The 26060-nt window shown below is 69.0% G+C and carries 23 protein-coding genes; 1 reads left to right on the top strand and 22 read right to left on the bottom strand.

The features are described from left to right. The 18 genes from LO787_RS18240 to fumC all read right to left on the bottom strand — a co-directional run bounded on the left by LO787_RS18240 (window position 1) and on the right by fumC (window position 19924). Window positions 1-1011 carry an adenosine deaminase gene (locus tag LO787_RS18240; protein ID WP_232492407.1) on the bottom strand — a complete coding sequence of 337 codons (1011 nt, stop codon included), beginning with the start codon at window positions 1009-1011 and terminating at the stop codon, window positions 1-3. Beyond that, window positions 1008-2276, bottom strand: a complete 1269-nt coding sequence (guaD, locus tag LO787_RS18235) for a guanine deaminase (protein ID WP_232492406.1) — start codon at window positions 2274-2276, stop codon at window positions 1008-1010. The genes LO787_RS18240 and guaD overlap by 4 nt, the downstream gene beginning before the upstream one ends. Further along, entirely contained in the window at window positions 2276-3199 is a 924-nt protein-coding gene (gene xdhC, locus LO787_RS18230) for a xanthine dehydrogenase accessory protein XdhC (protein ID WP_232492405.1), read from the bottom strand. Before xdhC ends, guaD begins: the two co-directional genes overlap by 1 nt. Further along, the gene (xdhB, locus tag LO787_RS18225; RefSeq protein WP_232492404.1) at window positions 3196-5520 is read right to left on the bottom strand and encodes a xanthine dehydrogenase molybdopterin binding subunit; all 2325 of its coding nucleotides are present in this window, start codon (window positions 5518-5520) and stop codon (window positions 3196-3198) included. Before xdhB ends, xdhC begins: the two co-directional genes overlap by 4 nt. Then, the gene (xdhA, locus tag LO787_RS18220; protein ID WP_232496366.1) at window positions 5513-6946 is read right to left on the bottom strand and encodes a xanthine dehydrogenase small subunit; all 1434 of its coding nucleotides are present in this window, start codon (window positions 6944-6946) and stop codon (window positions 5513-5515) included. Before xdhA ends, xdhB begins: the two co-directional genes overlap by 8 nt. 7 nt (window positions 6947-6953) lie before the next feature. Then, the gene (gene uraH, locus LO787_RS18215) at window positions 6954-7286 is read right to left on the bottom strand and encodes a hydroxyisourate hydrolase (protein WP_232492403.1); all 333 of its coding nucleotides are present in this window, start codon (window positions 7284-7286) and stop codon (window positions 6954-6956) included. Continuing rightward, entirely contained in the window at window positions 7283-8707 is a 1425-nt protein-coding gene (locus tag LO787_RS18210) for an FAD-dependent oxidoreductase (RefSeq protein ID WP_232492402.1), read from the bottom strand. Before LO787_RS18210 ends, uraH begins: the two co-directional genes overlap by 4 nt. Further along, the gene (gene uraD, locus LO787_RS18205; RefSeq protein ID WP_232492401.1) at window positions 8704-9144 is read right to left on the bottom strand and encodes a 2-oxo-4-hydroxy-4-carboxy-5-ureidoimidazoline decarboxylase; all 441 of its coding nucleotides are present in this window, start codon (window positions 9142-9144) and stop codon (window positions 8704-8706) included. The genes LO787_RS18210 and uraD overlap by 4 nt, the downstream gene beginning before the upstream one ends. Then, a complete protein-coding gene (gene hpxZ, locus LO787_RS18200; protein ID WP_232492400.1) occupies window positions 9141-9521 on the bottom strand; it encodes an oxalurate catabolism protein HpxZ in 381 nt (126 codons plus the stop codon). The genes uraD and hpxZ overlap by 4 nt, the downstream gene beginning before the upstream one ends. Next, the gene (puuE, locus tag LO787_RS18195) at window positions 9508-10401 is read right to left on the bottom strand and encodes an allantoinase PuuE (protein WP_232492399.1); all 894 of its coding nucleotides are present in this window, start codon (window positions 10399-10401) and stop codon (window positions 9508-9510) included. The genes hpxZ and puuE overlap by 14 nt, the downstream gene beginning before the upstream one ends. Beyond that, window positions 10398-11579, bottom strand: a complete 1182-nt coding sequence (locus LO787_RS18190; RefSeq protein ID WP_420847820.1) for a pyridoxal-phosphate-dependent aminotransferase family protein — start codon at window positions 11577-11579, stop codon at window positions 10398-10400. The genes puuE and LO787_RS18190 overlap by 4 nt, the downstream gene beginning before the upstream one ends. Before the next feature lie 43 nt (window positions 11580-11622). Continuing rightward, window positions 11623-12870 carry an allantoate amidohydrolase gene (locus LO787_RS18185; RefSeq protein WP_232492397.1) on the bottom strand — a complete coding sequence of 416 codons (1248 nt, stop codon included), beginning with the start codon at window positions 12868-12870 and terminating at the stop codon, window positions 11623-11625. Further along, a complete protein-coding gene (locus LO787_RS18180) occupies window positions 12864-14441 on the bottom strand; it encodes a gamma-glutamyltransferase family protein (RefSeq protein ID WP_232492396.1) in 1578 nt (525 codons plus the stop codon). The genes LO787_RS18185 and LO787_RS18180 overlap by 7 nt, the downstream gene beginning before the upstream one ends. Window positions 14442-14449: 8 nt before the next feature. Next, window positions 14450-15379, bottom strand: coding sequence for a 5'-methylthioadenosine/S-adenosylhomocysteine nucleosidase (locus LO787_RS18175; RefSeq protein WP_232492395.1), 930 nt, complete (start codon window positions 15377-15379; stop codon window positions 14450-14452). Further along, window positions 15379-16752, bottom strand: a complete 1374-nt coding sequence (locus LO787_RS18170) for an NCS2 family permease (RefSeq protein ID WP_420847763.1) — start codon at window positions 16750-16752, stop codon at window positions 15379-15381. Before LO787_RS18170 ends, LO787_RS18175 begins: the two co-directional genes overlap by 1 nt. Next, window positions 16749-18080, bottom strand: coding sequence for an AtzE family amidohydrolase (locus LO787_RS18165; protein ID WP_232492394.1), 1332 nt, complete (start codon window positions 18078-18080; stop codon window positions 16749-16751). The genes LO787_RS18170 and LO787_RS18165 overlap by 4 nt, the downstream gene beginning before the upstream one ends. Continuing rightward, window positions 18077-18253, bottom strand: a complete 177-nt coding sequence (locus LO787_RS18160; protein ID WP_232492393.1) for a hypothetical protein — start codon at window positions 18251-18253, stop codon at window positions 18077-18079. Before LO787_RS18160 ends, LO787_RS18165 begins: the two co-directional genes overlap by 4 nt. A 288-nt stretch (window positions 18254-18541) precedes the next feature. Continuing rightward, on the bottom strand, window positions 18542-19924 hold the full coding sequence (gene fumC / locus LO787_RS18155) for a class II fumarate hydratase (protein ID WP_232492392.1): 1383 nt from the start codon (window positions 19922-19924) through the stop codon (window positions 18542-18544). 171 nt (window positions 19925-20095) lie between these two features. Here fumC and LO787_RS18150 point away from each other — a divergent pair, with 171 nt between their 5' ends. After that, on the top strand, window positions 20096-21082 hold the full coding sequence (locus tag LO787_RS18150) for an aldo/keto reductase (RefSeq protein WP_232492391.1): 987 nt from the start codon (window positions 20096-20098) through the stop codon (window positions 21080-21082). A 61-nt stretch (window positions 21083-21143) separates the two neighbouring features. Here LO787_RS18150 and LO787_RS18145 read toward each other — a convergent pair whose 3' ends face one another. The 4 genes from LO787_RS18145 to paoA form a co-directional block, all read right to left on the bottom strand. Then, complete coding sequence (locus LO787_RS18145) at window positions 21144-22052, bottom strand: LysR family transcriptional regulator (RefSeq protein WP_232492390.1); 909 nt, start codon at window positions 22050-22052, stop codon at window positions 21144-21146. Between the two features lie 184 nt (window positions 22053-22236). Further along, a complete protein-coding gene (gene paoC, locus LO787_RS18140) occupies window positions 22237-24432 on the bottom strand; it encodes an aldehyde oxidoreductase molybdenum-binding subunit PaoC (protein WP_232492389.1) in 2196 nt (731 codons plus the stop codon). Beyond that, window positions 24429-25379: an FAD binding domain-containing protein gene (locus LO787_RS18135; RefSeq protein WP_232492388.1), complete on the bottom strand. Its 951-nt coding sequence runs from the start codon at window positions 25377-25379 to the stop codon at window positions 24429-24431. Before LO787_RS18135 ends, paoC begins: the two co-directional genes overlap by 4 nt. Beyond that, window positions 25376-26014 carry an aldehyde dehydrogenase iron-sulfur subunit PaoA gene (gene paoA / locus LO787_RS18130; RefSeq protein ID WP_232492387.1) on the bottom strand — a complete coding sequence of 213 codons (639 nt, stop codon included), beginning with the start codon at window positions 26012-26014 and terminating at the stop codon, window positions 25376-25378. The genes LO787_RS18135 and paoA overlap by 4 nt, the downstream gene beginning before the upstream one ends. Window positions 26015-26060: the final 46 nt, after the last annotated feature.

Here is a 26060-nt window from a genome sequence, read left to right as displayed (position 1 = left end):
TCAGGTCGCGGCGTAGGCCTCGATCCGGTCGAGGTGGAACGCCACGACTTCGGGCGGCAGGAACGATCCGGTGAAGCTGTTGCGCGCCAGCGTCACGATGTCCTCGCGAGAGAGCCCCCTCGCCGCCGCCACGGCGCGGTAGTTGTCGCCCACGTAACCGCCGAAGTAGGCCGGATCGTCCGAATTGACCGTCGCCTTGAGGCCGAGCGCCAGCATCCGGTCGAGTGGGTGGTCGGCAAGATCCTTCACGACGCAGAGCTTAAGGTTGGACAGCGGGCAGACCGTCAGCGTCATGCCCTCATCCGCCAGCCTCGCCACCAGCGCCTCGTCCTCCAGCGCGCGGTTGCCGTGGTCGATGCGGTCGACGCCGAGCAGGTCCAGCGCTTCGTGGACGTAGGCGGGCGGGCCTTCCTCTCCGGCATGGGCGGTGATCTTCAGGCCCTTCGCGCGGGCGGTGGCGAAGACGCGCGCGAACTTGGCGGGCGGGTGGCCGACTTCCGAACTGTCGAGGCCGACGGCGGCGATCCGGTCGAGCCAGGGCTCGGCCATCTCCAGCGTGGCGAAGGCGGCGTCCTCCGACAGGTGGCGCAGGAACGAGAGGATCAGTTGCGAGGTCAGGCCGTATTCGGCCTCGGCGGCGCGCATGGCGGACAGCAGGCCCTCGATCACTTCCTCGAAGGCGATGCCGCGGTCGGTGTGGGTCTGGGGGTCGAACATGATCTCGGCATGGACCACGCCATCCGCCGCCGCGCGCGCGAAATACGCCATCGCGAGGTCGTGGAAGTCCGCCCGCGTCCGCAGCACGTCCGCGCCCGCGTAGTAGATGTCGAGGAAGTCCTGCAGGTTCGAGAAGTCGTAGGCCGCCCGCACTTCCTCCACCGAGGCGTAGGGGATGGCGACGGCGTTGCGCTGGGCCAGTTCGAACATCAGTTCGGGCTCCAGGCTACCCTCGATATGCAGGTGCAGTTCGGCCTTGGGCAGGCCGGTGATGAAGGTGTCGAGGTCGGTCATGGTGTCCTTTTGTACGCGCATTCGCCCATGACGTAAGTGCGGGCGATGGCGCGTTCGTCCCCCAGTATCTGGAGCGCGAAGAGGCGCGTGGCAAGGTCGGCGCCTGCGGTACGGCGCGCCATCAACGGCGTCGATGCGCTGTCGAGCACCACGAAGTCCGCCTCCTGCCCCACTTCCAGCGCGCCCACGCGGTCGGCGATGTGGAGCAGCGAGGCGCTGCCCGCCGTGGCGAGGTAGAGCGCGCGGAACGGGTCCAGCCGGTCCTCCCGCGCCAGCGCCACCTGATAGGCGAGCCCCGCCGTGCGCAGCATCGAGAACGAGGTGCCCGCCCCCACGTCGGTGCCGAGGCCGAGCCGCAGGGCATGGCGGTCTGCCTGCCCGAAGTTGAAGTGCCCGGAGCCGAGGAACAGGTTCGACGAGGGGCACACCGCCACTCCCGCCCCGCTCTCGTGCAGGCGCGAGCAGGCGCGGTCCGAGAGGTGGATGCCGTGCGCGAAAACCGAGCGCGGGGTGACGAGGCCGAAGCGGTCGTAGGCGTCGAGGTAGTCCGCGCTGTCCGGGAAGCGCGCGGCGACGGCAGCGACTTCGTGGACGTTCTCCGACAGGTGCGTGTGCATCAGCACTTCGGGATGCTCCGCCAGCAGCGCGCCCGCGTCCGCCAGCTGCTCGTCGCTGGAGGCGAGCGCGAAGCGCGGCGTCACCGCATAGCCGAGCCGCCCGCGTCCGCGCCAGCGGCGGATCAGCGCCTCGGTCTCTGCCCGGCCCGACGCCACGGTGTCGCGCAGGCCATCGGGGCCGAGGTCCATCAGCACCTTGCCCGAGACGATCCGCATCCGTCGCTCCAGCGCCGCTTCGAACAGGGCGTCGACCGACTGTTCGTGGACGGTCGGATAGACCAGCGCGCTGGTGGTGCCGTTGCGCAGCAGTTCGTCGAGGAAGAACGCCGCCACCGCATCGGCATGGGCGCGGTCGGCGAAGGCCTTTTCCGCCGGGAAGATATGCTTGTCGAGCCAGTCCAGCAGCTGCTCGCCATAGGAGGCGATGCGGTCGGTCTGCGGGTAATGGACATGCGCGTCGATGAAGCCCGGCACGACGAGGCCGGCCAGCGGCTCGGCGTCGGGGTAGCTGTCCGCAAGGTCCGCCCAGGCCCCGCGCGCGATGACCACGCCGTCCTCGACCGCCAGCAGGCCATCGGGTTCGTGGCGCACGGCGTCGGGGGAATCGTGGGATACCGACAGCAGTTCGGCGCGATAGGCGCGGATCATCACTTGCCCCTCAATTGCAGCAGCTGTGCGCAGACGGCGATGGCGATCACGTCGGGCTCCTTGCCGGAGACGCCGGGAACGCCGATCGGCGCGGTGAGACGGTCCAGCGCCTCGGGTGGAAGGCCGTCCGCCCTCAGCCGCGAGCGGAACCGCGCGATCTTGGTGGACGAGCCGATCAGGCCGACGAAGGCGAGCGGATCGGCCCGGCCCAGCGCCGCCAGCGTCAGGTGGTAGTCGAGCGGATGGTCGTGCGTCAGGATCAGCACCGCCGCATCCGCGGGAGCCTCGGCCACGCAGGTCGCGATGTCCTCTTCCGCCACCACGGTCACGCCGTCGATGTGCCCCTGCTCGGGCCGGGTGTCGAACCATGCGAGCTGTAGCGGCAGCCCGGTCATGTGGCGGGCGATGGCCTGCCCGACATGGCCCGCGCCGAAGAGATAGACCGGACGCGGCCGCTCGCCCACCGGCTCGACGATGCGCACGCCCGCCTCGGGCCGGTCGCCGCGCGCGGACTGGCGGGTCGCCGTCTCGCGCTCGAACACATCGCGCCTGACCGCATCGGGCTCGAACCGCGTCGCCAGCATCCGGCCCGGCTCGGCATCGTGCAGCCAGCCCAGCGCGCCCGCGTCGAGATGCTCGACCAGAACGCGCACCCGCCCGCCGCAGCACTGGCCCAGCAGCGGGCCGAGCGGATAGTCCTGCACCCGCCACGTCCCCGGCGCATGGTCGAGGATGGCGCGCGCCTGCTCCACCGCGCGGTATTCGAGCTGGCCGCCGCCGATGGTCCCTTCCTGCGCGCCCGCCGTCACCAGCATCCGCGTCCCCGCCCCGCGCGGCGCGGAGCCCTCGCTGGCGAGCACGCTCACCATCGCGGTCGGGACCATGGGGTCCAGCCGTCGCAGCCAGCCTATCCACTGGGTCATGCAACGGCCTTGGCGGCGGCCTTGTGCGCCGCGATGGCCTTGAGGATGCGCTCGGGCGTACACGGCGCGTCGAGCGGCGGCAGCGCGCGCCTGTCGGGCGCGGTGGCCGCGACCGCCCGGTTCAGTGCCGAGAAGACCGAGATCGCCAGCATGAACGGCGGCTCGCCCACCGCCTTCGAACGGTTGATGGTCGGCTCCACGTTCTCGCCGTCCCACAAGGTCACGATGAAGTGCTTCGGGCGGTCGGACGCGGTGGGAATCTTGTAGGTCGCGGGACTGTGCGTCAGCAGGCGCCCCTTGCCGTCCCACACCAGTTCCTCGGTCGTCAGCCAGCCCTGCCCCTGGATGAAGCCGCCCTCGATCTGGCCCTTGTCGATCACCGGGTTCAGCGAGCGGCCGACATCGTGGAGGATGTCCACCGCCAGAACCTTATGCTCGCCGGTCAGGGTGTCGATCACCACCTCGCTCACCGCCGCGCCGTAGGCGAAGTAGTAGAACGGGCGGCCCTTGAAGACCGAGCGGTCGTAGTCGATCCCCGGCGTCGCGTAGTAGCCGGTGGAAGACAGCGAGATGCGCCCCATGTGCGCCTTGCGCGCCACCTGCCCGAACGTCAGCGTCTCCGCGCCGACCAGCACGCCGCCCGGCGTGAAGTGGACGTCGCTCTCGGGCAGTCCGTAAGTGCGGGCGAGGAACTCGACCAGCCGGTCGCGGATCGTCGTGGCCGCGTTGTGTGCGGCCATGCCGTTGAGGTCCGCACCCGAACTCGCCGCCGTGGCCGAAGTGTTGGGCACCTTGTCGGTGCGCGTGGCGGTGATGCGGATCGTCTCCATCGGCACCGCGAAGACATCCGCCACCACGCGCGCGACCTTGGTGTAGAGCCCCTGCCCCATCTCGGTGCCACCGTGGTTCACCTGGATCGACCCGTCGGCATAGACGTGGACGAGCGCGCCCGCCTGGTTGAGATGGGTGGTGGTGAAGCTGATGCCGAACTTCACCGGCGTCAGCGCGATGCCCTTCTTGAGTACCGGACTGGCGGCATTGAACGCATCGACGGCCTGCGCGCGCTCATCGTAACGCGAAGTCTCACGCAAGCGCGCCATGATCTGCGGGGCCACGTTGTCGGCGACGACCATTTCGTAAGGCGTCGTCTCCCGGCCCGGGCCGTAGAGGTTGGCCATGCGCACGTCGAGCGGATCGAGGCCGAGCGCGGCGGCGACGTCGTCCACCACACGCTCGATCGCCAGCATCCCCTGCGGGCCGCCGAAGCCCCGGAACGCGGTGGCGGAGACGGTGTTGGTCTTCAGCCGCTCGGACACGATCTCCACGTCCGGCAGGAAGTAGCAGTTGTCCGAATGGAACATCGCGCGGTCGTTGATCGCGGGCGACAGGTCCACAGTCGCCCCGCAGGCCGAGGCGAGGTGCAGCGACAGCGCCAGCAGGTGCCCGGCATCGTCGAAGCCGACCTCATAGGCGACCTCGAAGGGATGGCGCTTGCCGGTCATCACCATGTCGTCGTCACGATCGCAGCGGAACTTGGCGGGACGACCGGTCTTGCTCGCGACGAGCGCGGCGGCAGCGGCGAACAACGCGGCCTGCGTCTCCTTGCCGCCGAACGCGCCACCCATGCGCCGCACCTCGATCGTTACGTCGGCGGACGAGACGTGGAGCATGTGCGCGACGAGGTGCTGGACCTCGCTCGGGTGCTGGGTGGAGCACAGGACATGGACCTGCCCGTCCTCGCCGGGCGTGGCGACGGAGACCTGCCCTTCGAGGTAGAAGTGGTCCTGCCCGCCCATGTCGAACCGGCCCGAGCGCCGATGCGGCGCGCCGGCGAGCGCGGCGGCGGCATCGCCGCGCGCCATGCGCTGCACCGGCTCGATGTGGGAGTTCGCGGCCTGTGCCTCGGCGATGGTGAGCGCGGCGGGAAGCGGTTCGTACTCGACTTTGCCCAGACGCGCGGCGATGCGGGCGGCGCGCTGGCTGGTCGCGGCGACGAGGAAGATCGACTGGCCATGGGTGACGACCTCGCCATCCGCCAGCAGGCGGTCGTCGCCCGCCACCGGGCTGACGTCGTTCGCACCGGGAATGTCGGCGGCGGTGTAGACCGCCACCACGCCCGGCGACGCGCGCACGGCGGACAGGTCCATCGCCACGATCCGCGCCCGCGCCTCGCTCGACTGGCCGAAGGCGAGGTGGAGCATGTCGGCGGGTTCGGCGAGGTCGTCAGCATAGCGCGCCTCGCCCGCGACATGCAGCCGCGCGCTGTCGTGCGGGTGGGAGGGCTTGGGCACCACCTTCCAGGCGGGGTCGCGCTCAGCCATGGGTGGCCTCCAGCACCGAGATGGCAACGCCCTGCGAGCGCAGCCACAGGCGACGCAGCAGGTTGGCGGCGGCGTCGAGGCGGTAGTCAGACGAACCGCGCACATCGGAGAGCGGCTGATAGTCTGCCCGCAGCGCCTCGGCAGCGGCCTCGATGGTCGCTTCGATGAAAGGCGCGCCGGTCAGCGCGGCCTCGCAGGCGGCGGCGCGCTTCGGGGTCGCCGCCATGCCGCCGAACGCCACGCGCGCGGCGGTAACGGTGCCGTCGGTCACGCTCAGCGCGAAGGCGCCGCAGACCGCCGAGATATCGCTGTCGAACCGGCGGGACAGCTTGGCGATGTGGATCACCGCATCCGGACCGGGGCGCGGAATGCGCACGGACTCGACGAACTCACCGGGCTGGCGGTCCTGCTTGCCATAGGCGAGGAAATAGTCCTCCAGCGGCATCGTCCGCCGCCCGGCCGCGCTGCGCAGCGTCAGTTCCGCGCCCAGCGCGATCAGCGCGGGCGGTCCGTCACCGATGGGCGAGCCGTTGGCGATGTTGCCGCCCACGGTCCCGGCATTGCGAACCTGCAGCCCGCCGATGCGCCGCACCAGCTCGCCCAGCTCGGGATGCAGCCGCGCCATCGCCGCATGGGCATCGGCATAACGCACCCCCGCGCCGAGGATCAGCGCCTCGTCGGTTTCCTCGATGGTCGAAAGGTCGGCCACGTCGCCAAGGAAGATCACGGTATCGAGCGTGCGCAGCCCCTTTGTCACCCAGAGCCCCACGTCGGTCGCCCCGGCGACAAGACGTGCTTCGGGATGCTCGGCCAGCAGCGCGGCAAGCTCATCGCTCGACCGCGGCGCGAACCAGCGACGCCCCTGCCACTCGCCCGAAGTGCTGAGCGACAATCCCTTGAGCGCCTCAACCACGGGGGCATCATCGGAGCGGCACGGAGCGGCGCATTCGCCCGCCTCGATGATCGGACCATATCCGGTGCAGCGACACAGGTTGCCGGCGATGACGTCCTCGACCGGAAGTTCACATCCGCGAGCGCCGATGGTGCGTCCGTGGAGCGACATCACGAAGCCCGGCGTGCAGAACCCGCACTGTGAGCTGCCGTTCGCCGCCATGTGCGCCTGAAGGTCGTTCAATGCGCCCTCGGTGGCGCTCTGTGCGCCCTTGGTGCAGTTCAGTGACTCCACCGTCAACAGCGCCTTGCCGTTGAGCATCGGCAGGAACTGGATGCAGGAATTGACCGCGCGCCAGGCGATTTCCTCGCCCTCCAGCGCGCCGACGAGCACGGTGCAGGCCCCGCAGTCCCCCTCGGCGCAGCCCTCCTTGGTGCCGGTGCGGCGCATCCGGTAGCGCAGGTGATCGAGCACCGTCGCGGTCGGATCGACCGCATCCAGTTCGACCGTTTCGCCGTCGAGAAGGAAGCGCACCGTCAAGTCAGCTCCCCCGGTACGTCGAGTAGCCGAAGGGCGAAACCAGCAGCGGAACGTGGTAGTGCCCATCGGGATCGGCGATGCCGAAATCGATCGAGACATGGTCGAGGAACGGCGGCTCGGGCAGCTTGATGCCCTTGGACCGGAAATAGGCGGCGACCGCGAAAGTCAGCCGGTAAGTGCCCGTCGGCAGCGCCGGAAGCCCCGGACAACGGCCATCTGCGTTGGTCTCGCCGGTGAACAGGATCGTGCCCGATCCGGTCTCCAGACAGAGCGAAATCCCCGTCGCGGGTGCGCCGTGCGTGGTGTCGAGGACGTGCGTGCTGAGGCTGCTCATGCGACCGCCTCCCGGGGCCACTGGCCGAGAAATTCATGTTCGTCGTAGTCGAGGAAATCGGCCACCAGAGCCTCGCGATCGTCAAGAAACAGCTGGTCCGCAACGCCCTTCACCAGCCGGGGCAGCGCATTGTGCAGCCCCGACAGAGCCGAGGCCGAAAGCCCGAGGCTCACCAGCGCGGAATAGTTGAAGGCGAACAGCCCATGCAGCGGCGCGCCGTCCACGCCCTCGCGCGGGAGGAACTCGAAGGCATCGCCGAGATAGGGATGCGCGTCGATCAGCGCGTTGGGCTTGCCCGGCGCGGTGACGCGGTCGCCCCAGCGCGCGATCAGGCCGGCGAGGTCGGCCAGTTCGGGGCGCAGGCCGGGATCGCTCAGCAGGCCGGTAGAAATGACCACGAAATCAAAGTCATGCACGCCATGCGGCGTCATCACGCGGACCAGCCCATCGTGCTCCTTCACGTCCAGCCACGGTGCGCCGAGGTGCAGCGCGAAGCCGGGCCATGCCGCTGCGCGCTCGAACGTGTCGTTGGTCGGCGGCTGATTGTGGCCGAGGAAAGCGTCCATCGCCGCATACTTGGTCGCATCGTCGAGCGCGGGATAGCGGGCGGTGAAGCCGACGCGCTCCATGAAGCGGATCGGGTTGATGCGCGGCAACTGCTTGCGCCGCATGAAGACTTCCGCCGCCGCCACGCCCTGCGTCAGCGCGAAGTTGGCGTTGTCGAACGCCGAAGCGCCGCCGCCGAGCACGCCGATGCGCTTGCCGTGCAGCTTGCCGAAGTCGATCGGCTCGCTGGTATGCGCCCAGAGATGCCGAGGCAGGTTGTCGCTCACCATCGCGGGCGTGTGCCATTCCCCGCCGCCCTGGATGCCGGTGGCGAGCACCACCTTGCGCGCATGCTCCATCGCGCCGCCCGCGAAGTGCAGGCGGTGCAGGCCGAGTTCCGGCAGCGGCTCGATCCGCTCCAGCTTGGCGCCGTTGCGCACCGGCAGGTCGAGCACGCGACGATACCAGCGCAGGTATTCCATCCAGTCGCCGCGCGCGATCTTGTCGACCGCTTCCCAGCCCGCGCTGCCATGCTGCGCCTCCCACCAGGCGCGATAGGTCAGCGAGGGGACACCGAAATCGATGGGATTCAAATGCTTGGGCGTACGCAGCGTGACCATGCGCGCGTAAGTCTCCCAAGGCCCTTCGAACCCGGCAGCGTTTTCATCGAAGACCACGACATTGGTCACGCCCTCGCGCCGCAGGCCGAGCGCGGCGGAAAGGCCGCACTGGCCGCCGCCGATCACCGCGACGTCGAGCACCGCTTCCCCATCCAGCGTGCGCGAGCGCACCCATTCAGGGCGGGCAAACCCGATCAGCTCCAGTTCGCGAGCCAGCTGCGCCTCGAGCGCGGGCAGTCCGATCTTGTCAGTCATTTCATGTCTTCCAGACGCAGGCGGACGATCTCGCCGATCTGCTCCAGCGCGGTGGCCACTTCGGTCTCGCGGTCGTTCGCGAGGCGGCGTTCCATCGCAGCGAGGATACCAGCCTTGTCGGTCAGGCGCACGCAGATGATGAAGGGGAAGTCGAAGCGATCCCGATAGGCGGCGTTGAGGCGATGGAATTCGGCGTATTCGTCCGGCGTAAGGCGGTCGAGCCCGGCGCTGGCCTGCTCGGCGGTGCTGGCTTCGGTGAGAGTCCGGTCGATCGCCGCCTTGCCCGCGAGTTCGGGGTGGGCACGGATAAGCGCGAGTTGCTCCTCCGGCGTCGCATCGTACATCACGGCCATGAGATCGGCGTGGCGGTCGCCGGTCGAAGGCCGCGCATCGGCGCGTTCCTCGACCCAGGGGCTGTGCTCGAACAGGGCGGTCACGAGGTCGTACCCTCCAGGCTGACATGGGCGGAGACGACTTTCCAGCCGTCGGCGAACTTCACCCAGGATTGCGTCTGGCGGCCCCGGCGTTCCGAGCCTTCGCGGAAGAACTCGGCATCGGCGGTGGCGAAGGCGTCGTCGTAGACGGTGATCGCGACGCGGCCCAGCCTGCGCTGCGGAGAACCGCCGCGTCCCTTGCGGAACTCGCGGATCTCCTCGATCCCGTAGAGCACCTCGCCCACGCCGTAGCGGTTGGTTGTGGGGGCATCGTGGAACAGCGCGTCCATCGCCGGGATGTCGTCGGCCATCAGCGCCGTCTCGTAGGTGTGGAAGGCGTGCGTCACTTCGGCGAGCAGCACGGGGTCATTGATCCGCATGGGGATGCACCTCCATCCAGTGCCGCGCGATGTCGATACGGCGGGCGACCCAGGCGTCGCCGCTGGCGATCACATGATCCATGAACCGCGCCAGCCAGCGCGCACGGCCGGGCTTGCCGGCGATGCGACCGTGGAGGCCGATCGACATCATGCGCCCGCCCTCCTCGCGAAGCTGGTCGAAGGTATCGCGCATGTGGCGGAAGAACTGCTCGCCCTCGGTAAAGCCGTTGAGCGCGACGATCTTCATGTCGTTGACGTCGAGCGTGTAGGGCACGATGAGCTGCGGCTTGCCGTGGCGGGTATCCCAATAGGGCAGGTCGTCGGCGTAGCTGTCGGCATCGTAGAGGAACCCGCCCTCCTCCGCGACGAGGCGCGCGGTGTTGGGCGAGGTCCGGCCCTGATACCACCCGAGCGGGCGCGAACCGGTGAGCTTCTCGTGGAGCGCGATGGCCTCCGCGATATGGGCCCGTTCGACCTCTTCCGGCTGGTACTGGTAGTCGATCCAGCGCAAGCCGTGGCTGGCGATCTCCCAGTCGGCCGCCAGCATCGCCTCGACCGCCTCGGGGTTCATCTCCATGGCCTTCGCGACGCCGAAGACGGTCACGGGCAATCCGCGCTCGGTGAACAGGCGGTGGAGGCGCCAGAACCCGGCGCGGCTGCCGTATTCGTAGAGGCTTTCCATCGCCATCGCCCGGTCCGGGTGACTGCCCGCGCCGACCATTTCGGAAAGGAACGCCTCGGAGCCCTTGTCGCCGTTGAGGACGCTGTTTTCCGCGCCTTCCTCGTAATTGACGACGAACTGCACCGCCACGCGCGCGCCGTTCGGCCACTGCGGGTCGGGCGGGGTCTGCCCGTAGCCGGCGAGGTCGCGGGAGGTCATGCCTCCCACGCCGCCATCGCCGCCGGAACCGCCTCGCCCAGCGGAAGCGCGAAGCCTTCCATGCGCAGGCACGATTCCAGCGCCGCCAGCGTCAGCAGAACCTTGTGCTTCGCCGCGTTGTAACCCATCGCGCCGATGCGCCAGATCTTGCCTTGGAGCGGGCCGAAGGCGGTGCCGATCTCGATCTCGAACAGTTCGCGCATCGCCTTGCGCACCGCCTCGCCGTCCACGCCTTCGGGGATATGGACGCCGGTCACGTTGGTCATGCGATAGCGGTCGTCGCCGAATACCGTCAGGCCCATCGCGCGCAGGCCCGCGGTCATCGCACGGCCTGCCGAGGCGTGGCGGGTGTAGCGCGCATCCAGGCCCTCCCCCAGCATGATGCGGGCGCATTCGCGCGCCGCGTAGAGCATCGAGGTCGCCTCGGTATGGTGGTTGAGGCGCTTTTCGGACCAGTAGTCCATGATCATCGCGAGGTCGAAGTAGTTGGAGCCGATGCGCGGCCCCACGCCATCGACCATGCCCTCACTGCGGATGCCCTTCTCGACATGGCGGCGACGGCCGATGTGCTCGGCGGCCTTGTCGGAGATGGTGATCGGCGCGGAGCCGGACGGCCCGCCGAGGCACTTCTGGAGGCCACCGGTGACGATATCGACGCCCCAGCGGTCTGCGGCCAGCTCCATGCCGCCGATGGTCGCGGTCGCATCGACATAGGACAGCGCGCCAGCCTGGCGGCACAGTTCGCCGAAGCCTTCGAGCGGCTGCGCCATCGTCGTCGAAGTGTCGCCGTGGATGGTCGCGACGATCTTGGGATGCACGCGGGCGATGGCGTCGGCGATGCGCTCCATCGGCACGACTTCGCCCCAGGGCGCATCGACCGTCTCGATCACCGCGCCGATGCGCTGGAGAATCTCGCTCAGCAGCAGGCCGAAGCGGCCGAAATTGACGACCAGCACGACGTCGCCCGGCGCGACGAGGCTGACCAGCGCCGCCTCGATCCCGGCGCGGGCGGTGCCGTCCACCAGCATCGTCCACTTGTTTTCGGTTCCGAAGATCGGGCGATAGAGCGCCATGACCTGATTCATGAACCCGGTCATCTCGGGATCGAACTGGCCGAGGAGATCGGCGCTCATCGCCCGCAGCACGCGCGGGTGGGCGTTGATCGGGCCCGGGCCCATCAGCAGGCGCTGGGGCGGATCGATCTCTCCGAAGAGCAGCGGATCAAGTGCGGGCGACAAAGTTCTCTCCAAGACGTTCGATGAAGCCGAGCATCACGTCGAGAGCGATCTGCACGTCGGCAGGCTCCACATGTTCGGCGGGATTGTGACTGATGCCGTCGCGGCACCGGATGAACAGCATCGCGGTGGGGCACAGCGCGGCCATGTTCATGGCGTCGTGCCCGGCGCCGGAGACGAGGCGGCGCACCGGCTGGCCCGCGGCGGCGAGCGCGGCGTCCATGATGTCCATCAGCGCCGGATCGCTCGGGCTGGCGGCAAGGTCGTGGACCAGCGCGATGGTGATCTCCAGCCCGCGCGCCTCGGCGATCTCGCGAAGGCGCGCAAGGATCCCTTCGGCCACGGCATCGCGGCGGCTTTCCGCGCCGGAACGCACGTCGATGGTGAAGCGGACCTCGCCGGGGATGACGTTGGGCGCGCCGGGCAGCGCCTCGATCACGCCGACGGTGGCGACGACATCGGAGTTGTCGGCACGGGCGAGTTGCTCCACCGCCAGCACCATCGCGGCGGCACCGGCCAGCGCATCGCGACGCAGGCGCATGGTGGCGGTGCCCGCGTGTCCGGCCATGCCCTTGACGGTGACGGCATAGCGCAGCTGCGCGGCGATGCCGGTGACGGTGCCGACCGCGAGCCCGTCCGCCTCCAGCACCGGGCCCTGCTCGATATGCGCTTCGAGGTAGGCGAGCGTGGTGTCCGGCGCGCGGGCGGCGGTGAGATAGTCGGGCGTGGTGACGAGCGCTTCGGCCAGCGTGATGCCTGCGGTATCGGTGACGTCGAGCGCGGCGGCGTCCAGCGTTCCGGCGACGGCACGGCTGGTCAGCATGGCGGCGGGGAAGCGCGAACCTTCCTCGTCCCCGAAGGCGTAGACCTCAATCGGGAACGGCAGGCGCGCGCCCTTCGCGTTGAGTGCCGCGACCGCCTCGATCCCGAGCATGATACCTAGAGGCCCGTCGTAAGGCCCGCCGTCGCGCACGGAATCGAGGTGGCTGCCGATCACCAGCGCCGGAGCGTGGCCAAGGTGTCCGTCATAGCGCCCGACGAGATTGGCGGCGGCATCGCGATGGACGCGCATTCCGGCGGCTTCCATCCACCCGGTCAGAGCCTCCTGCGCGGCGGCATAGGCGGGCGTCAGGTAGGCGCGGAACAGGCCGCCCTCCATGTCGCTGTAAGGCGCGACACGCAGCGCATCGCACCGCGCGACCGCGCGGGCGCCGCCGGGGGTGTCGCTCACCATCCCGCCGCCTCGCCATCGCTGCGCGGGTCGGACGCGCCCTCGAACGAACCGTCTGCAAGGCGCACCACCGCCCCGGCGTGGCCCATCGTCGCGGTCAGCGGGCCGACGCGCTCGACATCGTGCCCGGCCTCGGCAAGCTGGGTGTAGAGACCTTCGTCGAAGCCGTCCTCCAGCTTCAGCGAGGTCGTGACATCGCCCCATGTGCGGCCGAGCAGCCAGCGCGGAGCGCTGATGGCGTCCTGCAGGTCCATGCCGAAGCGGGCATAGCGGCTGAACAGCGCGGCCTGCGTCTGCGGCTGCCCCTCCCCGCCCATGGTGCCGTAGGCCATGACGCGCCCGTCGTCGAACACCGCCAGCGCCGGGTTGAGCGTGTGGAACGGCTTGCGGCCCGGCTTGAGGGCATTCCAGCCGCTCTCGGCAAGGCGGAACGAGCTGCCGCGGTTCTGCCAGGTGATGCCGGTCTGCGGGAGGACGAGGCCGGAGCCGAACTCGAAGTAGGTGGACTGGATGCAGGACACCACGCGGCCATCCGCATCGGCAGCGCCAAACCAGCAGGTATCGCCCCACTGCGGCGGCTGAGGCCACTCCAGCGCCTTCGCCGGGTCGATCCGCGCGGCAAGTTCGTCCAGTGCGGCGGGGTCCGAGAGCAGGCCCTGAAAATCGAAGTCGGTATAGGCCGGATCGCCCACATGCACGTCGCGCAGCAGGAACGCCTGCTTCGTCGCCTCGACGAGCCCGTGAACGTGATCGAAGCCTTCGGGCGCATCGGCCTTGAGGCGGTCGAACAGCGCGAGGATCACCAGCGAGGCAAAACCCTGCGTCGGCGGCGTCGCGTTGTAGAGCGTCGCACCGCCGATGGCGGTATGCAGCGGCTCGGGCCGGGTCGCCTCATGCGCGGCAAGGTCGGCCGCCGACACAGGGCTGCCGAGCGCCTCAAGATCCGCCGCGATCAGCGTCGCCAGTTCGCCGCGATAGAAATCGTCGAGGCCGTTCGCCGCCAGCTTGCGCAGGGTCTGCGCTAGGGCAGGAAGACGCAGGGTGTCGCCCTCCGCCAGCGGGCGGCCCTCCGGCTCGAAGGTGGCCGCATAGACGCCCGGCTGGCCGCGCAGTTCGTCGCCCTTGCCCGCCGCGATGCCCGCGCCGCCCTTCGTCACCGGCACGCCATTCTCGGCATGGGCGATGGCGTCGCGCAGCAGGCGATCCAGCGGGAGCTTGCAGTAATCCGCCTCCAGCGCCGCCGCCCAGCCCGAGATCGTGCCCGCCACCGTGTTGGCCGCCAGCGGCCCGCGCGTCGGCACTGCGTCCAGCCCGGCGTAGAGCGAAAGGTCGGCCTTGGCCGCCGCGCCGCCGCAGCCGTGGATCGAATGCATCCGACCGTCCGGCTCGCGGATCACCCAGAACCCGTCGCCGCCGATCGCGGTCATGTGCGGGTAGACGACGGCGAGCGTCGCGGCCACGGCCACGCAGGCCTCCACGGCGCTGCCTCCGTCGGCGAGCACGTCGCGCCCGGCCTGCGCCGCGAGATAGTGCGGCGCGGTGACGATGCCGTTGCTGGCGGTTACGGTCTTCATGCTGTCCCTCAGTCCGGAAGCGCCGCCACGAAGGCGCGCACCACATGGGCGGAGTTCACCGAGGCAAGGCGCTCGTAAGTGTCCTCCATGTTCTTGTGCCTGTCGCCGCCGGCAAGGTCCGAAAGCGAGCGGAACACGATCGTCGGCACCTGGTTGGCATAGGCGACCTGCGCCACCGCGCCGCTTTCCATGTCGAGCACACGGGCGTGCCATGCCTTGTAGAGATACTCGCGGAATTCCGCATTGTCGGCATAGACCCCGGCGCTGACCCCGGTGCCGCCGACGACGACCTTGGGGGGCTTGGCGAGGCACAGCTCGGTATCGGGAAGCTGCTGGGGCGACGGCGGCACGCAGCGCTCCATGGAGATCGTGGTCGCGACCTTGCGGGCGAGGTCCAGCAGCTGCGGGTCCATCGGGAAGGTGAAGAAGCGCTTGGAGGGCGTGACGGCATTGGCCACGGTCACGCCGCGCGGGAAGATGAAGTTCCAGTTGCCCGGAGCCTCGGGGCGCACTTCCTCGGGCGATTTCCAGCCCTTGCCCGCCTTGCGCGCGAAGTTCACCTCAAGATACTGGCCCCAGTCCTCGGTGACGATGACGTCGCCGATGGACAGCGCCGGGTCCACACCGCCCGCGATGCCGGAGAAGACGATGCGCTTCACGCTGAACCGGTCGATCACCAGCTGCGTGTTCATCGCCGCGTTCACCATGGAAACGCCGCTCTGCATCAGGAGGACGGGTTTGCCCTCCAGCACGCCGGTCAGGTAGGTCGAGCCGTTGATTTGGTACTCCTTCGGCTCCGCCACCGCATGGACCAGAGCGTTCCATTCGGGCTGGTAGGCCGTCATGACGAGGGTACGCGGGGTGAGGTCAAGCCGCTCGTCCGCCAGCGCAGGCGTGGCCGAAAGCGTCAGGGCGGCGGCGATCGCGAATGTGCGCATCAGGCGCCTCCCATCCAGACGAAGCGGGCGACGAAGAGCAGCGCCAGCACCAGCAGGAACCAGTCCTTCCGCGTGATCGTCCCGCGCACCAGCTTGAGCACGGCATGGGCGGTGATGCCGAAGGCGAGGCCGTTGGCGATCGAGAAGGTCAGCGGGATCATCGCCACGGTCAGGAACGCAGGGATGGCGGAGAGCGGGTCTTCCCACTCCACCTCGGTCAGCGGCAGCAGCATGAGGCCGCCGACGATGATGAGCGCGGGCGCGGTCGCGGCCAGCGGGATCACCTGCGCGTAAGGGGCCACGAACATCATCGCGAGGAACAGCAGGCCGGTGACGACGGCGGTCAGGCCGGTACGCCCGCCCGCCTGCACGCCCGCCGCGCTCTCGACATAGCTGGTGACGGTGCTGGTGCCCGCCATCGAGCCGACGATGGTGGCGGTCGCGTCGGTGATGAGGATGCGGTTGAGGCGCGGGATGCGGCCGTTTGCGTCCATCAACCCGGCGCGCTTGGTCACGGCGACGAGGGTGCCGATGTTGTCGAACAGGTCGACGAAGAGGAACACGAACAGGATCTCCAGCAGGCCGAGGCCCTGCTTGCCGGAAAGCCCGAAGACGCCGCCGAGATCGAGCTTTAACGCGGTGCCGGTCAGCGCGGCAAGCGAATAGGGCTCGGGACTGATCGAGACCATGCCTGCGATCCAGCCCACCACGGTGGTGGCGACGATGCCGACGAGCATCGCCCCGCGCACGTTCCAGACGCTGAGCGCGCCGATCACGACGAGGCCGAACATCGCCAGTGCCGCTCCGGGAGCCTTGAGGTCGCCCAGCGCCACGAAAGTCGCGGGGTTGGCGACGATGATCCCGGCGTCCTTGAAGCCGATGAAGCCGATGAACAGGCCAATGCCGCCCGCGACCGCGGCGAAGAGGTAATGCGGGATGGAGTTGACGATGAGCTGGCGCACGCCCGTCAGCGTCAGGATCAGGAACGCGACGCCCGAGATGAACACGCAGCCCAGCGCCACCGGCCAGGGCACGCCCATCTGCTGCACGACGGTGAAGCTGAAGTAGGCATTGAGGCCCATGCCCGGCGCCAGCGCCAGCGGCGTGTTGGCGACGAAGCCCATCAGGATCGAGGCGAAGGCCGCCGCGAAGCAGGTCGCCGCCGCCACCGAGGCGACCGGCATCCCCGCGCTGCCGAGGATCGCCGGGTTGACGAGGACAATGTAGGCCATCGTCAGGAAGGTCGTCATGCCCGCCAGCACTTCGGTACGGGCAGTCGTGCCGCGCTCGGTCAGGGCGAAGATGCGTTCGAGCTTGCCCGAAGGCACGGCTTCGGGCCCATCAGGTATGGTTTGGGTCTGTGTCTGCGTCACGCACTTGCCCCCTGCGCCGCCCCCAGCGGCATGGAAAATCCGATGATGCCCTGCGCCTCCAGCTTCGCGGCGAAGGCGAAGAGGTCGCTTTCACGCCCCGGCCCGCCGATCAGTTGCACGCCGATCGGCAGCGCACCCGGACGGTAGAGCGGAACCGCCAGCGACGGCAATCCGGTGAAGGTGATCGGCTGGGTATGAATGCCAAGGTCCGCCCGTGCCGGGGAAAGCGCTCCATCGATCGCGATGCGCGGATCGGCGATGGACGGCGCGAACGTCGGCGTCGCGGGGGCGAGCAGCACGTCGTAATCGGCGACCAGCGTCTCGATGCGGGCGCGGTATTCGGCGCGGAACGCCTGCGCTTCCTCGTAGAGTGTGTCGGGCAACAGGGCACCCGCGATCAGGCGGTCGCGCACTTGCGGGTCGAAAGCCATGGCGCTTGCCGCCAGCGCCTCGCGGTGGAGCGCGCCGCCTTCACAGGCGGTGATGATGAAGGCTGCCGAACGCGCGCGGGCAATCTCGGGGAGTTCGACCAGCGGCGCGTCAGGGGCGATGGCGTCGATGGCCGCAAGCTGGTCGGCCTCGGCATTCTCGCGGAAGCGGCCGCCGAGGCAGGCGACGCGGAAGTCCCCCCTGCCCGCCGGTTCACGGCCGCCGAGCACCTGCCAGACGAGCGACATTTCCGCGATCGAGCGGGTGAACGGGCCGATGTCGTCGAAGCTCTCGGCGAAGGGGAATACCCCCGCAAGCGGCAGGTCGCCGTGCGTCGGCTTGAGGCCGTAGAGCCCGCAGAGGCTCGCGGGAACGCGGATCGAGCCGTTGGTGTCCGATCCCAGCGTGAAGGCGAGCAGCCCGGCAGCGACCATCGCCGCCGAGCCGCCCGAGGAGCCGCCTGCGAGGCGGGAGGGATCGTGAGGATTGCGGGTGGTGCCGTAGGCCGCGTTGATCGTCGCGAAGCCGTAGGCGAACTCGTCCATGTTGAGGGTGGCCATGCACACCGCGCCCGCCGCCTTGAACCGCGCCACGGCCTCGGCATCGGTGGCGGCAGGCAGCGCATCGGCATAAAGCGTCGAGCCCGCCGTGGTCGGCAGGCCAGTAAGGTCGAACAGATCCTTGACCCCGTAAGGCACGCCCGCCAGCGGCCCCGGATCGCGCCCGGCAGCGACCATCGCGTCCACCGCATCGGCCTCGGCGCGGGCACGTTCGTGAAGGACGCGGGTCACGGCGACGTGCGTGTCGGTGGCGAGCGCGGCGAGCGTCTCCTCCGCCAGCGCGCGGGCGCTCAGCGTTCCGGCCCGCACGGCGGCGGCGGTTTCGGCGATGCTCCTCACGCCGCCTCGCCGCGCATCGTGCGCACATGGCGGGCCAGCAGCGCTAGGTTCGCCTCGACGCCGGGCGCGCATTCGGGAAGGATCGGCAGACAGCGCGCAGCCGCGGCGGCGGCGATTTCCGCCTCACCCTGAGGGACTTGGGGGAGGGAAGGATGGGCGGGATGCTCGGCCATGGTCTCGCGCGGTCAGACGGTCAGGAATGGCACAGACCGCGACCGGAAAAACCGCGCCCCGCACCCGCTCCCTAACTGCCTTGCCTGACCTGCGCGATCAAACGCAATGATCGAAACGGATCGTTGCAAAAATCAGAGCGGGGTGAGCCATGGCGCCGTAATTCGTCATTGCGAGCGCAGCGAAGCAATCCGAGGCTATTCAAACCGCGCTGGATTGCTTCGCTGCGCTCGCAATGACGAAGAGGAGTATCGTCGTCCCGGGCTCGACCCGGGACGACAGGGCCATCCTCACACCATCGTTTCAGGCCGCACCACGCGGTCGAACGTCGCCTCGTCCACCAGCCCCAGGTCCAGCGCCGCCTGCTTGAGCGTCTGCCCTTCGGCATGGGCGTGCTTGGCGATCTTCGCCGCATTGTCGTAGCCGATCTCCGGCGCAAGCGCCGTCACCAGCATCAGCGACCGGTCCAGCAGTTCGGCGATGCGCGCGCGGTTGGGCTCGATGCCATCCACGCAACGCTCGGCGAAGCTGACCATGCCGACCGAGAGCAGGTCGATCGAGCGGATCACCGCCGCCCCGATCAGCGGCTTGAACACGTTGAGTTCGAACGCGCCCTGCAGGCCGCCGACGGTCGCCGCCTGATGGTTGCCGATGACCTGTGCGGACACCATCGTCAGCATCTCGCACTGCGTCGGGTTGACCTTGCCCGGCATGATCGAGCTGCCCGGCTCGTTGGCGGGGAGGTCAAGCTCGCCAAGACCCGAGCGAGGGCCGGAGCCCAGCCAGCGGATGTCGTTGGCGATCTTGGTCAGCGCTACCGCCAGCGTCGCCAGCGTGGACGAGAGGTGGACCAGCGGATCGTTGGAGGCGAGCGCCTCGAACTTGTTCTCGGCCGGGCGGAACGGCAGGCCCGTCAGGTTCGCGAGTTCCTGCGCCACATCGACGTCGAAGCCGGGCGCGGCGTTGAGGCCGGTGCCGACCGCCGTGCCGCCCTGCGCCAGCGCGGTCATGCCGTGCGAAACGGCAGGCTCGATGCGCTTGCGGCTGCGGTAGACCTGATGGACGTAGCCTGAGAACTCCTGCCCCAGCGTCACCGGGGTGGCGTCCTGAAGATGGGTGCGGCCGATCTTGACGATGTCCTTCCACGCCTCGGCCTTCGCCTCCAGCGAAGCGTGCAGCCGGTCGATCGCCGGGTAGAGCTTGTCCGTCGCAGCGCGGGCCGCCGCGACATGAAGCGCGGTCGGGAAGCTGTCGTTCGAGGACTGGCCCATGTTGACGTGGTCGTTGGGATGGACCGGCGACTTGCCGCCGCGCGTGCCCGTCAGGATCTCGTTGGCGCGGCCCGCGATCACCTCGTTGACGTTCATGTTGGACTGGGTGCCCGACCCGGTCTGCCAGATCACCAGCGGGAACTGGTCGTCGAGCTTGCCCGAGACCACTTCCTGCGCGGCGCTTTCGATGGCGTCGGCGATCGTGCCGTCTAGCCCGTGCTTGCGGTTAACCCGCGCCGCCGCCTGCTTCACCAGAGCGAGGGCGTGGACGATGGCAATCGGCATGCGCTCGGTCTCGCCGAATGGGAAGTTCTCGATCGAGCGCTGGGTCTGCGCGCCCCAGTAGGCGCGCGCGGGTACGTCGATTTCGCCGATGCTGTCGGATTCGCGGCGGGTTTCCATGGGATCGAGACCTCCTTCGCTCTGCACTTCAGTCGCCGGGTTAGATAAGCCTCATCAAGCTGATGTCCACTGCTATTGCGAATGAATTGCATATTATTCCATGCTATATGCGCAAGTAGCTGCGCGTGGCGGGCGCTTGACGGAGCGGCGGATTTCGCCGACCTCCGGGCCATGAACACACGCCTGCTCGCCGGACGCGAAGTCGCCCCCATCGGTCTTGGTTGCATGAACGTGTGCTGGGCCTACGGCTCCGCCCCCGCGCGCGAGGATGCGGTGGCGCTGTTCCGCCACGCGCTCGACGCCGGTTGCGACCATTTCGACACGGCGAACATCTATGGCAACGGCGTCAGCGAGGAGATCCTGCGCGAGGCGATCATGGACCGGCGCGGCGAATTCCTGCTCGCCACCAAGACCGGCATCGTCACCGAGGGCGAGCGCCGCTACATCGACTGCAAGCCGGAAAGCATCACCGCCTCGCTCGACGCCAGCCTGAAGCGGCTCGGGACCGATCATGTCGACCTGTTCTACATGCACCGGCTGGACCGCGACACGCCCATCGCGGACTCGGTCGGCGCGATGGCCCGCGCGATCGAGGCGGGCAAGATCGGGGCCTATGGCGTCTCCGAGTGGTCCGCCGCGCACATCCGCGAGGCCCATGCGGTGCATCCGATGGCGGCGGTACAGACCGAGTACTCGCTGTGGACCCGCAACGTCGAGCTCGGCGTGCTGGAGACGACGCGCGACCTCGACATCGCCCTCGTCGCCTTCTCGCCGGTCGGGCGCGGGGCGCTGTGCGGGGACATCGCCTCGCCCGATGCGCTGGAAGAGGGTGACATCCGCCGCACGATGCCGCGCTTCTGGCCGGAGAACTGGCCTGCGAACCATGCGCTGATCGAACAGCTTTCCGCCCTCGCCGCCAGCGTCGGCGCCAACGCGGCGCAGCTCTCGCTGGCCTGGGTGCTGGCGCAGGGCGAGCACCTCCACGCCATCCCCGGCACGCGCACGATCGCGCACTTCGACCAGAACCACGCAGCGAACACGCTGGCGATCCCGCCCGAGGTGATCGAGCGCGCGGGCGCGCTCATCAACCAGCACACGGTTGTCGGGCACCGCTATTCGGCGGCGATGAACGCGACGATCGATACCGAGGATTATTGAGGACGCTGCCCTGCCTAAAGACCGCCAGCGGTCCCGGATCAAGTCCGGGACGACGCTAAACTCACCCCAGCGGCTTCAACTCGCGGATCAGGTCCACCAGCAGACGCAGGCCGCGGGGCACCTGGCGGCGGCTCGAATAATAGATGAAGTAGCCCGGTCCCGGCGAGGCCCAGTCATCCAGCGTCACGCGCAGCAGGCCCTGCTCGATCAGCGGGGCGATGGCGGGTTCGGCGGCGTACATCAGGCCGAGCCCGTCGAGCACCAGCGCGCGGCAGATGCTGGCATTGTCGATGGTGATCGGGCCGGGCACGTCGAGCGCGAGCACCTCGTCGCCCTTCTCGAAGTCCCAGTGGTACATCCGCCCGTTGCCGAGGCGCATGCGCAAGCAGCGGTGCCCGGCCATCAGGTCGCGCGGATGCGCGGGCTCGCCGAACCGTTCGAAGTAGGCGGGCGCGCCGGCGACGACCCAACGGAAGTCGGCGGAGAGGCGCTGCGCGATCATGTCCTCGGGCACGGTGCCGCCGAAGCGGATGCCCGCATCGAAGCCACCCTCGATCACGTCCACCATCGTGTTGTCGACGCAGATTTCCAGCTCGACGTCGGGATAGCGGGCGACGAATTCGGGGATCACCGGAGCGAGCAGGCGCGTCGCCGCCTCGTCCGGCACGTTGATCCGCACGCGGCCGGTGGGAGCGTCGCGGTGGAGGTTGAGCAGGTCTTCCGCCTCATGGATCGCGGCGAAGGGATCGTGGATCGCGCCGTGGAGATCCTCGCCCGCCGCCGTCAGCGTGACCGACCGATTGGTGCGGTTGACCAGCCTGACCTTGAGCCGCTCCTCCAGTCCGCGCAGCGAGTGGCTGAGCGCCGAGGCACTGACGCCAAGCTCGGTCGCGGCCTTGCGGAAGTTGCGGTGCCGGGCGATGGCGAGGAAATAGCTGAGATCGGCGAGATCGGAGCGCCTGAAAGGCATTTACGGATTTGTCCTGATGGTGATGACCCCAGCCTAGGCCGCAAAGCGTGACGCATCAATTCCTCCCCGAGCTTGTCTCGGGGAGGTGGCAGCCCGTCAGGGCTGTCGGAGGGGGCAGGATTTCCCCCTCCACCACCGCTACGCGGCGGTCCCCCTCCCCGAGCAAGCTCGGGGAGGAATGGGTTCAGGCGACTTCGCCCAGCTTGTCGAGGTACTTGTCGAGCGTGATCGGGTAGTCGCGCACGCGCACGCCGGTGGCGTTGTAGACGGCGTTCGCCACCGCCGCGCCGACGCCGCACAGGCCCAGTTCGCCCACGCCCTTGGCCTTCATCGGGGAGACCTTGTCGTCCGCCTCGTCGATGAACACGACCTCCTGGTGCGGGATGTCGGCGTGGACCGGCACCTCGTAGCCCGCAAGGTCGTGGTTGACGAAGAAGCCGAAGCGCTTGTCGACCGCGAGTTCCTCCATCAGCGCCCCGCCGACGCCCATGGTCATCGCGCCGATGACCTGGCTGCGCGCCGCCGTGGGGTTGAGGATGCGGCCCGCCGCGCAGACCGCCAGCATGCGCCGCACCCGCGTCTCGCCGGTGTAGCGGTCCACCGCCGCCTCGACGAAGTGCGCGCCGAAGGTGGACTGCTGGAACTTCTTGCCGAGGTCGCCGAACTCGATGGTGTCCTCGACGACGATCTCGCCCGCCTTGGCGGCGCTGGCGATGTCGGCGACGCGGTTGCCGACGTGGACCTGCCCGTTCTCGAACAGGGCCTCGCCCGGCCCGAAGCCGAGCTTGGCGACGATGGCCCCGCGCAGCTTGACGCAGGCGGCGTAGACGCCCGCGGTCGAGCTGTTCGCACCCCACTGGCCGCCCGATCCGGCGGAGACGGGGAACGAGCTGTCACCCAGCTTCACCGTCACCTTGGCGAGCGGCACGCCCAGCATCTCCGCCGCAGTCTGGGCGATGATGGTGTAGGTGCCGGTGCCGATGTCGGTCATGTCGGTCTCTACCGTCACGCCGCCCGTGGGGCTGAGGCGGACGCGCGCGCCCGACTTCATGTTGAGGTTGTTGCGGAACGCCGCCGCCACGCCCATGCCGATCAGCCAGCGCCCTTCGCGCACCTGACCGGGCGCCTTGCGGCGTGCCCAGCCGAAGCGCTCGGCCCCGTCCTGCAGGCAGCGCACGAGGTTGCGCTGCGAGAACGGGCGCGAGGGGTTCTCGGGATCGACCTGCGTATCGTTGATGACGCGGAACTGCACCGGGTCCATGCCCAGCTTCTCCGCGATCTCGTCGACCGCGATCTCCAGCGCCATCAGGCCCGGAGCCTCGCCCGGAGCGCGCATGGCGTTCGCTTCGGGCAGGTCGAGCACGGCAAGGCGCATCGCGGTCATTCGGTTGGCGCCCGCATAGAGCAGCTTGGTCTGCTGCGTCGCCACTTCCGGGCCACCGCCTTCGAGGTCGCCCGACCAGCTTTCGTGGCCGATGGCGGTCAGCTTGCCGTCCTTGTCGGCGCCGAGGCGGATGCGCTGGATCGTCGCGGGGCGATGCGTGGTGTTGTTGCCCATGAAGGGACGCGGCAGCGCCACCTTCACCGGCCGCTTCGCCGCCTTCGCGCCGAGCGAGGCCATGATGACGTCCGAGCGCAGGAACAGCTTCCCGCCGAAACCGCCGCCGATGTAGGGCGCGATCAGGCGCACCTTCTCGGGTGGAAGCTGGAGCGTGCGGGCAAGGTCGCCCGCGCCCCACGCGACCATCTGGTTCGCGCTCCACACCGTCAGGCTGTCGCCCTCCCACGCGGCGATGGTCGCGTGCGGCTCCATCATCGCGTGGCTCTGGTCCGGGGTAGTGTAGGTCTGGTCGAGCTGGACCGGGGCCGAGGCGAAGGCCCCCGCGAAGTCGCCCACGGCAGTCGGCGCGTCGGAGCCGGTGGCGTCGGGCGCGCCCGGCTTCGCGGCGACGAGATCGAACGCGCCGCCGTCCCGCGCATAGTCGACATCGACCAGTGCGGCGGCCGAGCGTGCCTGCTCGAACGTCTCGGCGACGACGACGGCAACGGCCTGATGGTAGTGCTGCACCTTCGGCCCGGCGAGGAGGTCCGCCGTGTTGAAGCGGCCGCGCGTCAGCTTGCCCGCGTTGCGATAGGTGACGACCGCCAGCACGCCCGGCGCACGTTCGGCGCGCACAGTGTCGATGGAGCGGATCGTGCCCTTGGCCACCGCCGAGCCGACGATGTAGCCATAGGCCGGCTTCGCGGGCAGTTCCTGATGCTCGTAGGCATAAGGCGCATGGCCCGTGACCTTGAGCGGACCGTCGATGCGCGTGGTGGGCTTGCCGACGACCTTCATGCGGTCGATCGGATTGGTCCCTGCGGGAGTGTCGAACTTCATGCCTTTGCCTCCGCTATGACGGACGCGATGGTGCGCTGGGCCAGCGTCAGCTTGAATGCGTTGTCCTCGCGCGGGGTGGCCCCGGCGAAGAGACGGTCGGCGACGGCCTTGGAGCCCTTGGGCAGCAGCGCGTCGGCTTCTTCCACGCGCCACGGCTTCGGGGCGACGCCGCCGAGCGCCACGGCACCCTTGCCGTCCTTGCCGATCACCGCCGCGACGGAGACGAGCGCGAAGGCGTAGGACGCGCGGTCACGCACCTTGCAGTAGATATGGGTGCCGCCTTTCGGCTTTGGCAGAGAGACGGAGATTATCATCTCGCCCTTCTCCAGCGCGGTTTCCACATGCGGGGTCTGGCCCGGCAGCTTGTGGAAATCGGCAATGGGGATGGCGCGGGTGGTGCCGTCGGGGCGGATCGTCTCCACCGAGGCGTCGAGCACGCGCATCGCCACCGCCATGTCGCTGGGGTGCGTGGCGATGCAGGCCTCGCTGGTGCCAATCACGCCGAGCGGGCGGCTGAACCCGCCGATGGCGGCGCAGCCCGAGCCGGGCTTGCGCTTGTTGCAGGGCATGTTGACGTCGTAGAAGTACGGGCAGCGCGTGCGCTGGAGCAGGTTGCCCGCCGTCGTCGCCTTGTTGCGCAGCTGGCCAGATGCGCCCGCGACGAGCGCGCGGGTCAGCACGCCGTAATCCTTGCGGATGCGCGCGTCGGCGGCAAGATCGGTATTGCGGACCAGTGCGCCGATGCGCAGGCCGCCGCCGTCGATGGCCTCGATCTTGTCCATGCCGAGGCCGTTGACGTCGATCAGGTGCGTCGGCGTCTCGATCTCCAGCTTCATCAGGTCGAGCAGGTTGGTGCCGCCCGCGATGAAGCGTGCTCCGGGGGTGGCCGCGACCTTCGCGGCGGCGTCCTGCGCGCTGGTGGCGCGCTCGTAGCTGAACGGCCTCATGCCTTGATCTCCGCAACCTGGGCCATGGCTTCGGCGATGTTGGAGTAGGCGCCGCAGCGGCAGATGTTGCCGCTCATGCGCTCGCGCATTTCCAGCGTCGTCATCGGCGAGGGCTTCGAGACGTCCTCGGTGACGTGGCTGGGGATGCCTGCGCGGATCTCCTCCAGCACCGCGACCGCCGAGCAGATCTGGCCCGGCGTGCAGTAGCCGCACTGGTAGCCGTCATGCTCGACGAAGGCGGCCTGCATCGGGTGCAGGTTGTCGGGCGAGCCGAGGCCCTCGATCGTCGTCACCTCGTCACCCTCGTGCATGACCGCGAGGGTCAGGCAGGAGTTGATGCGGCGGCCGTTGACGATGACCGTGCAGGCGCCGCACTGGCCATGGTCGCAGCCCTTCTTGGTGCCGGTCAGCTTCACATGCTCGCGCAGGGCGTCGAGCAGCGTGGTGCGGGTGTCGAGTTCCAGCCGGGTCGGCTTGCCGTTGACCTTGAGGCTGACGGCAGCGCGCGGGGGAGCCGCGCTTTCCGCCTGCGCCATGGCAACGTTGCCGGGCCCGAGCGAGCCCGCGATCGCAGCGCCTGCAGCACTGGTCTTGAGAACGTCGCGCCGGGAGATCGCTCCGTATCCTTCCGTCATGGTTTGAACTTCCTTGTACGGGACCGGACACGGCAAAGCCATGGCC

It is taken from the genome of Novosphingobium kaempferiae (assembly GCF_021227995.1).
Classification (GTDB): domain Bacteria; phylum Pseudomonadota; class Alphaproteobacteria; order Sphingomonadales; family Sphingomonadaceae; genus Novosphingobium; species Novosphingobium kaempferiae.
This window is presented reverse-complemented; position numbering and strand designations above follow the sequence as displayed.

Coding starts and splice junctions, on each gene's coding strand:
- LO787_RS18175 (WP_232492395.1), bottom strand. CDS start 15,379: ATGCGCACATTCGCGATCGCCGCCGCCCTGACGCTTTCGGCCACGCCT.
- puuE (WP_232492399.1), bottom strand. CDS start 10,401: ATGACCTCCCGCGACCTCGCCGGCTACGGGCAGACCCCGCCCGACCCG.
- LO787_RS18190 (WP_420847820.1), bottom strand. CDS start 11,579: ATGGGCCCGGGCCCGATCAACGCCCACCCGCGCGTGCTGCGGGCGATG.
- hpxZ (WP_232492400.1), bottom strand. CDS start 9,521: ATGCGGATCAATGACCCCGTGCTGCTCGCCGAAGTGACGCACGCCTTC.
- paoC (WP_232492389.1), bottom strand. CDS start 24,432: ATGAAGTTCGACACTCCCGCAGGGACCAATCCGATCGACCGCATGAAG.
- LO787_RS18185 (WP_232492397.1), bottom strand. CDS start 12,870: ATGGTGAGCGACACCCCCGGCGGCGCCCGCGCGGTCGCGCGGTGCGAT.
- paoA (WP_232492387.1), bottom strand. CDS start 26,014: ATGACGGAAGGATACGGAGCGATCTCCCGGCGCGACGTTCTCAAGACC.
- LO787_RS18150 (WP_232492391.1), top strand. CDS start 20,096: ATGAACACACGCCTGCTCGCCGGACGCGAAGTCGCCCCCATCGGTCTT.
- LO787_RS18180 (WP_232492396.1), bottom strand. CDS start 14,441: ATGAAGACCGTAACCGCCAGCAACGGCATCGTCACCGCGCCGCACTAT.
- LO787_RS18210 (WP_232492402.1), bottom strand. CDS start 8,707: ATGACTGACAAGATCGGACTGCCCGCGCTCGAGGCGCAGCTGGCTCGC.
- fumC (WP_232492392.1), bottom strand. CDS start 19,924: ATGGAAACCCGCCGCGAATCCGACAGCATCGGCGAAATCGACGTACCC.
- LO787_RS18160 (WP_232492393.1), bottom strand. CDS start 18,253: ATGGCCGAGCATCCCGCCCATCCTTCCCTCCCCCAAGTCCCTCAGGGT.
- LO787_RS18145 (WP_232492390.1), bottom strand. CDS start 22,052: ATGCCTTTCAGGCGCTCCGATCTCGCCGATCTCAGCTATTTCCTCGCC.
- LO787_RS18240 (WP_232492407.1), bottom strand. CDS start 1,011: ATGACCGACCTCGACACCTTCATCACCGGCCTGCCCAAGGCCGAACTG.
- xdhB (WP_232492404.1), bottom strand. CDS start 5,520: ATGGCTGAGCGCGACCCCGCCTGGAAGGTGGTGCCCAAGCCCTCCCAC.
- LO787_RS18135 (WP_232492388.1), bottom strand. CDS start 25,379: ATGAGGCCGTTCAGCTACGAGCGCGCCACCAGCGCGCAGGACGCCGCC.
- uraH (WP_232492403.1), bottom strand. CDS start 7,286: ATGAGCAGCCTCAGCACGCACGTCCTCGACACCACGCACGGCGCACCC.
- xdhC (WP_232492405.1), bottom strand. CDS start 3,199: ATGACCCAGTGGATAGGCTGGCTGCGACGGCTGGACCCCATGGTCCCG.
- guaD (WP_232492406.1), bottom strand. CDS start 2,276: ATGATCCGCGCCTATCGCGCCGAACTGCTGTCGGTATCCCACGATTCC.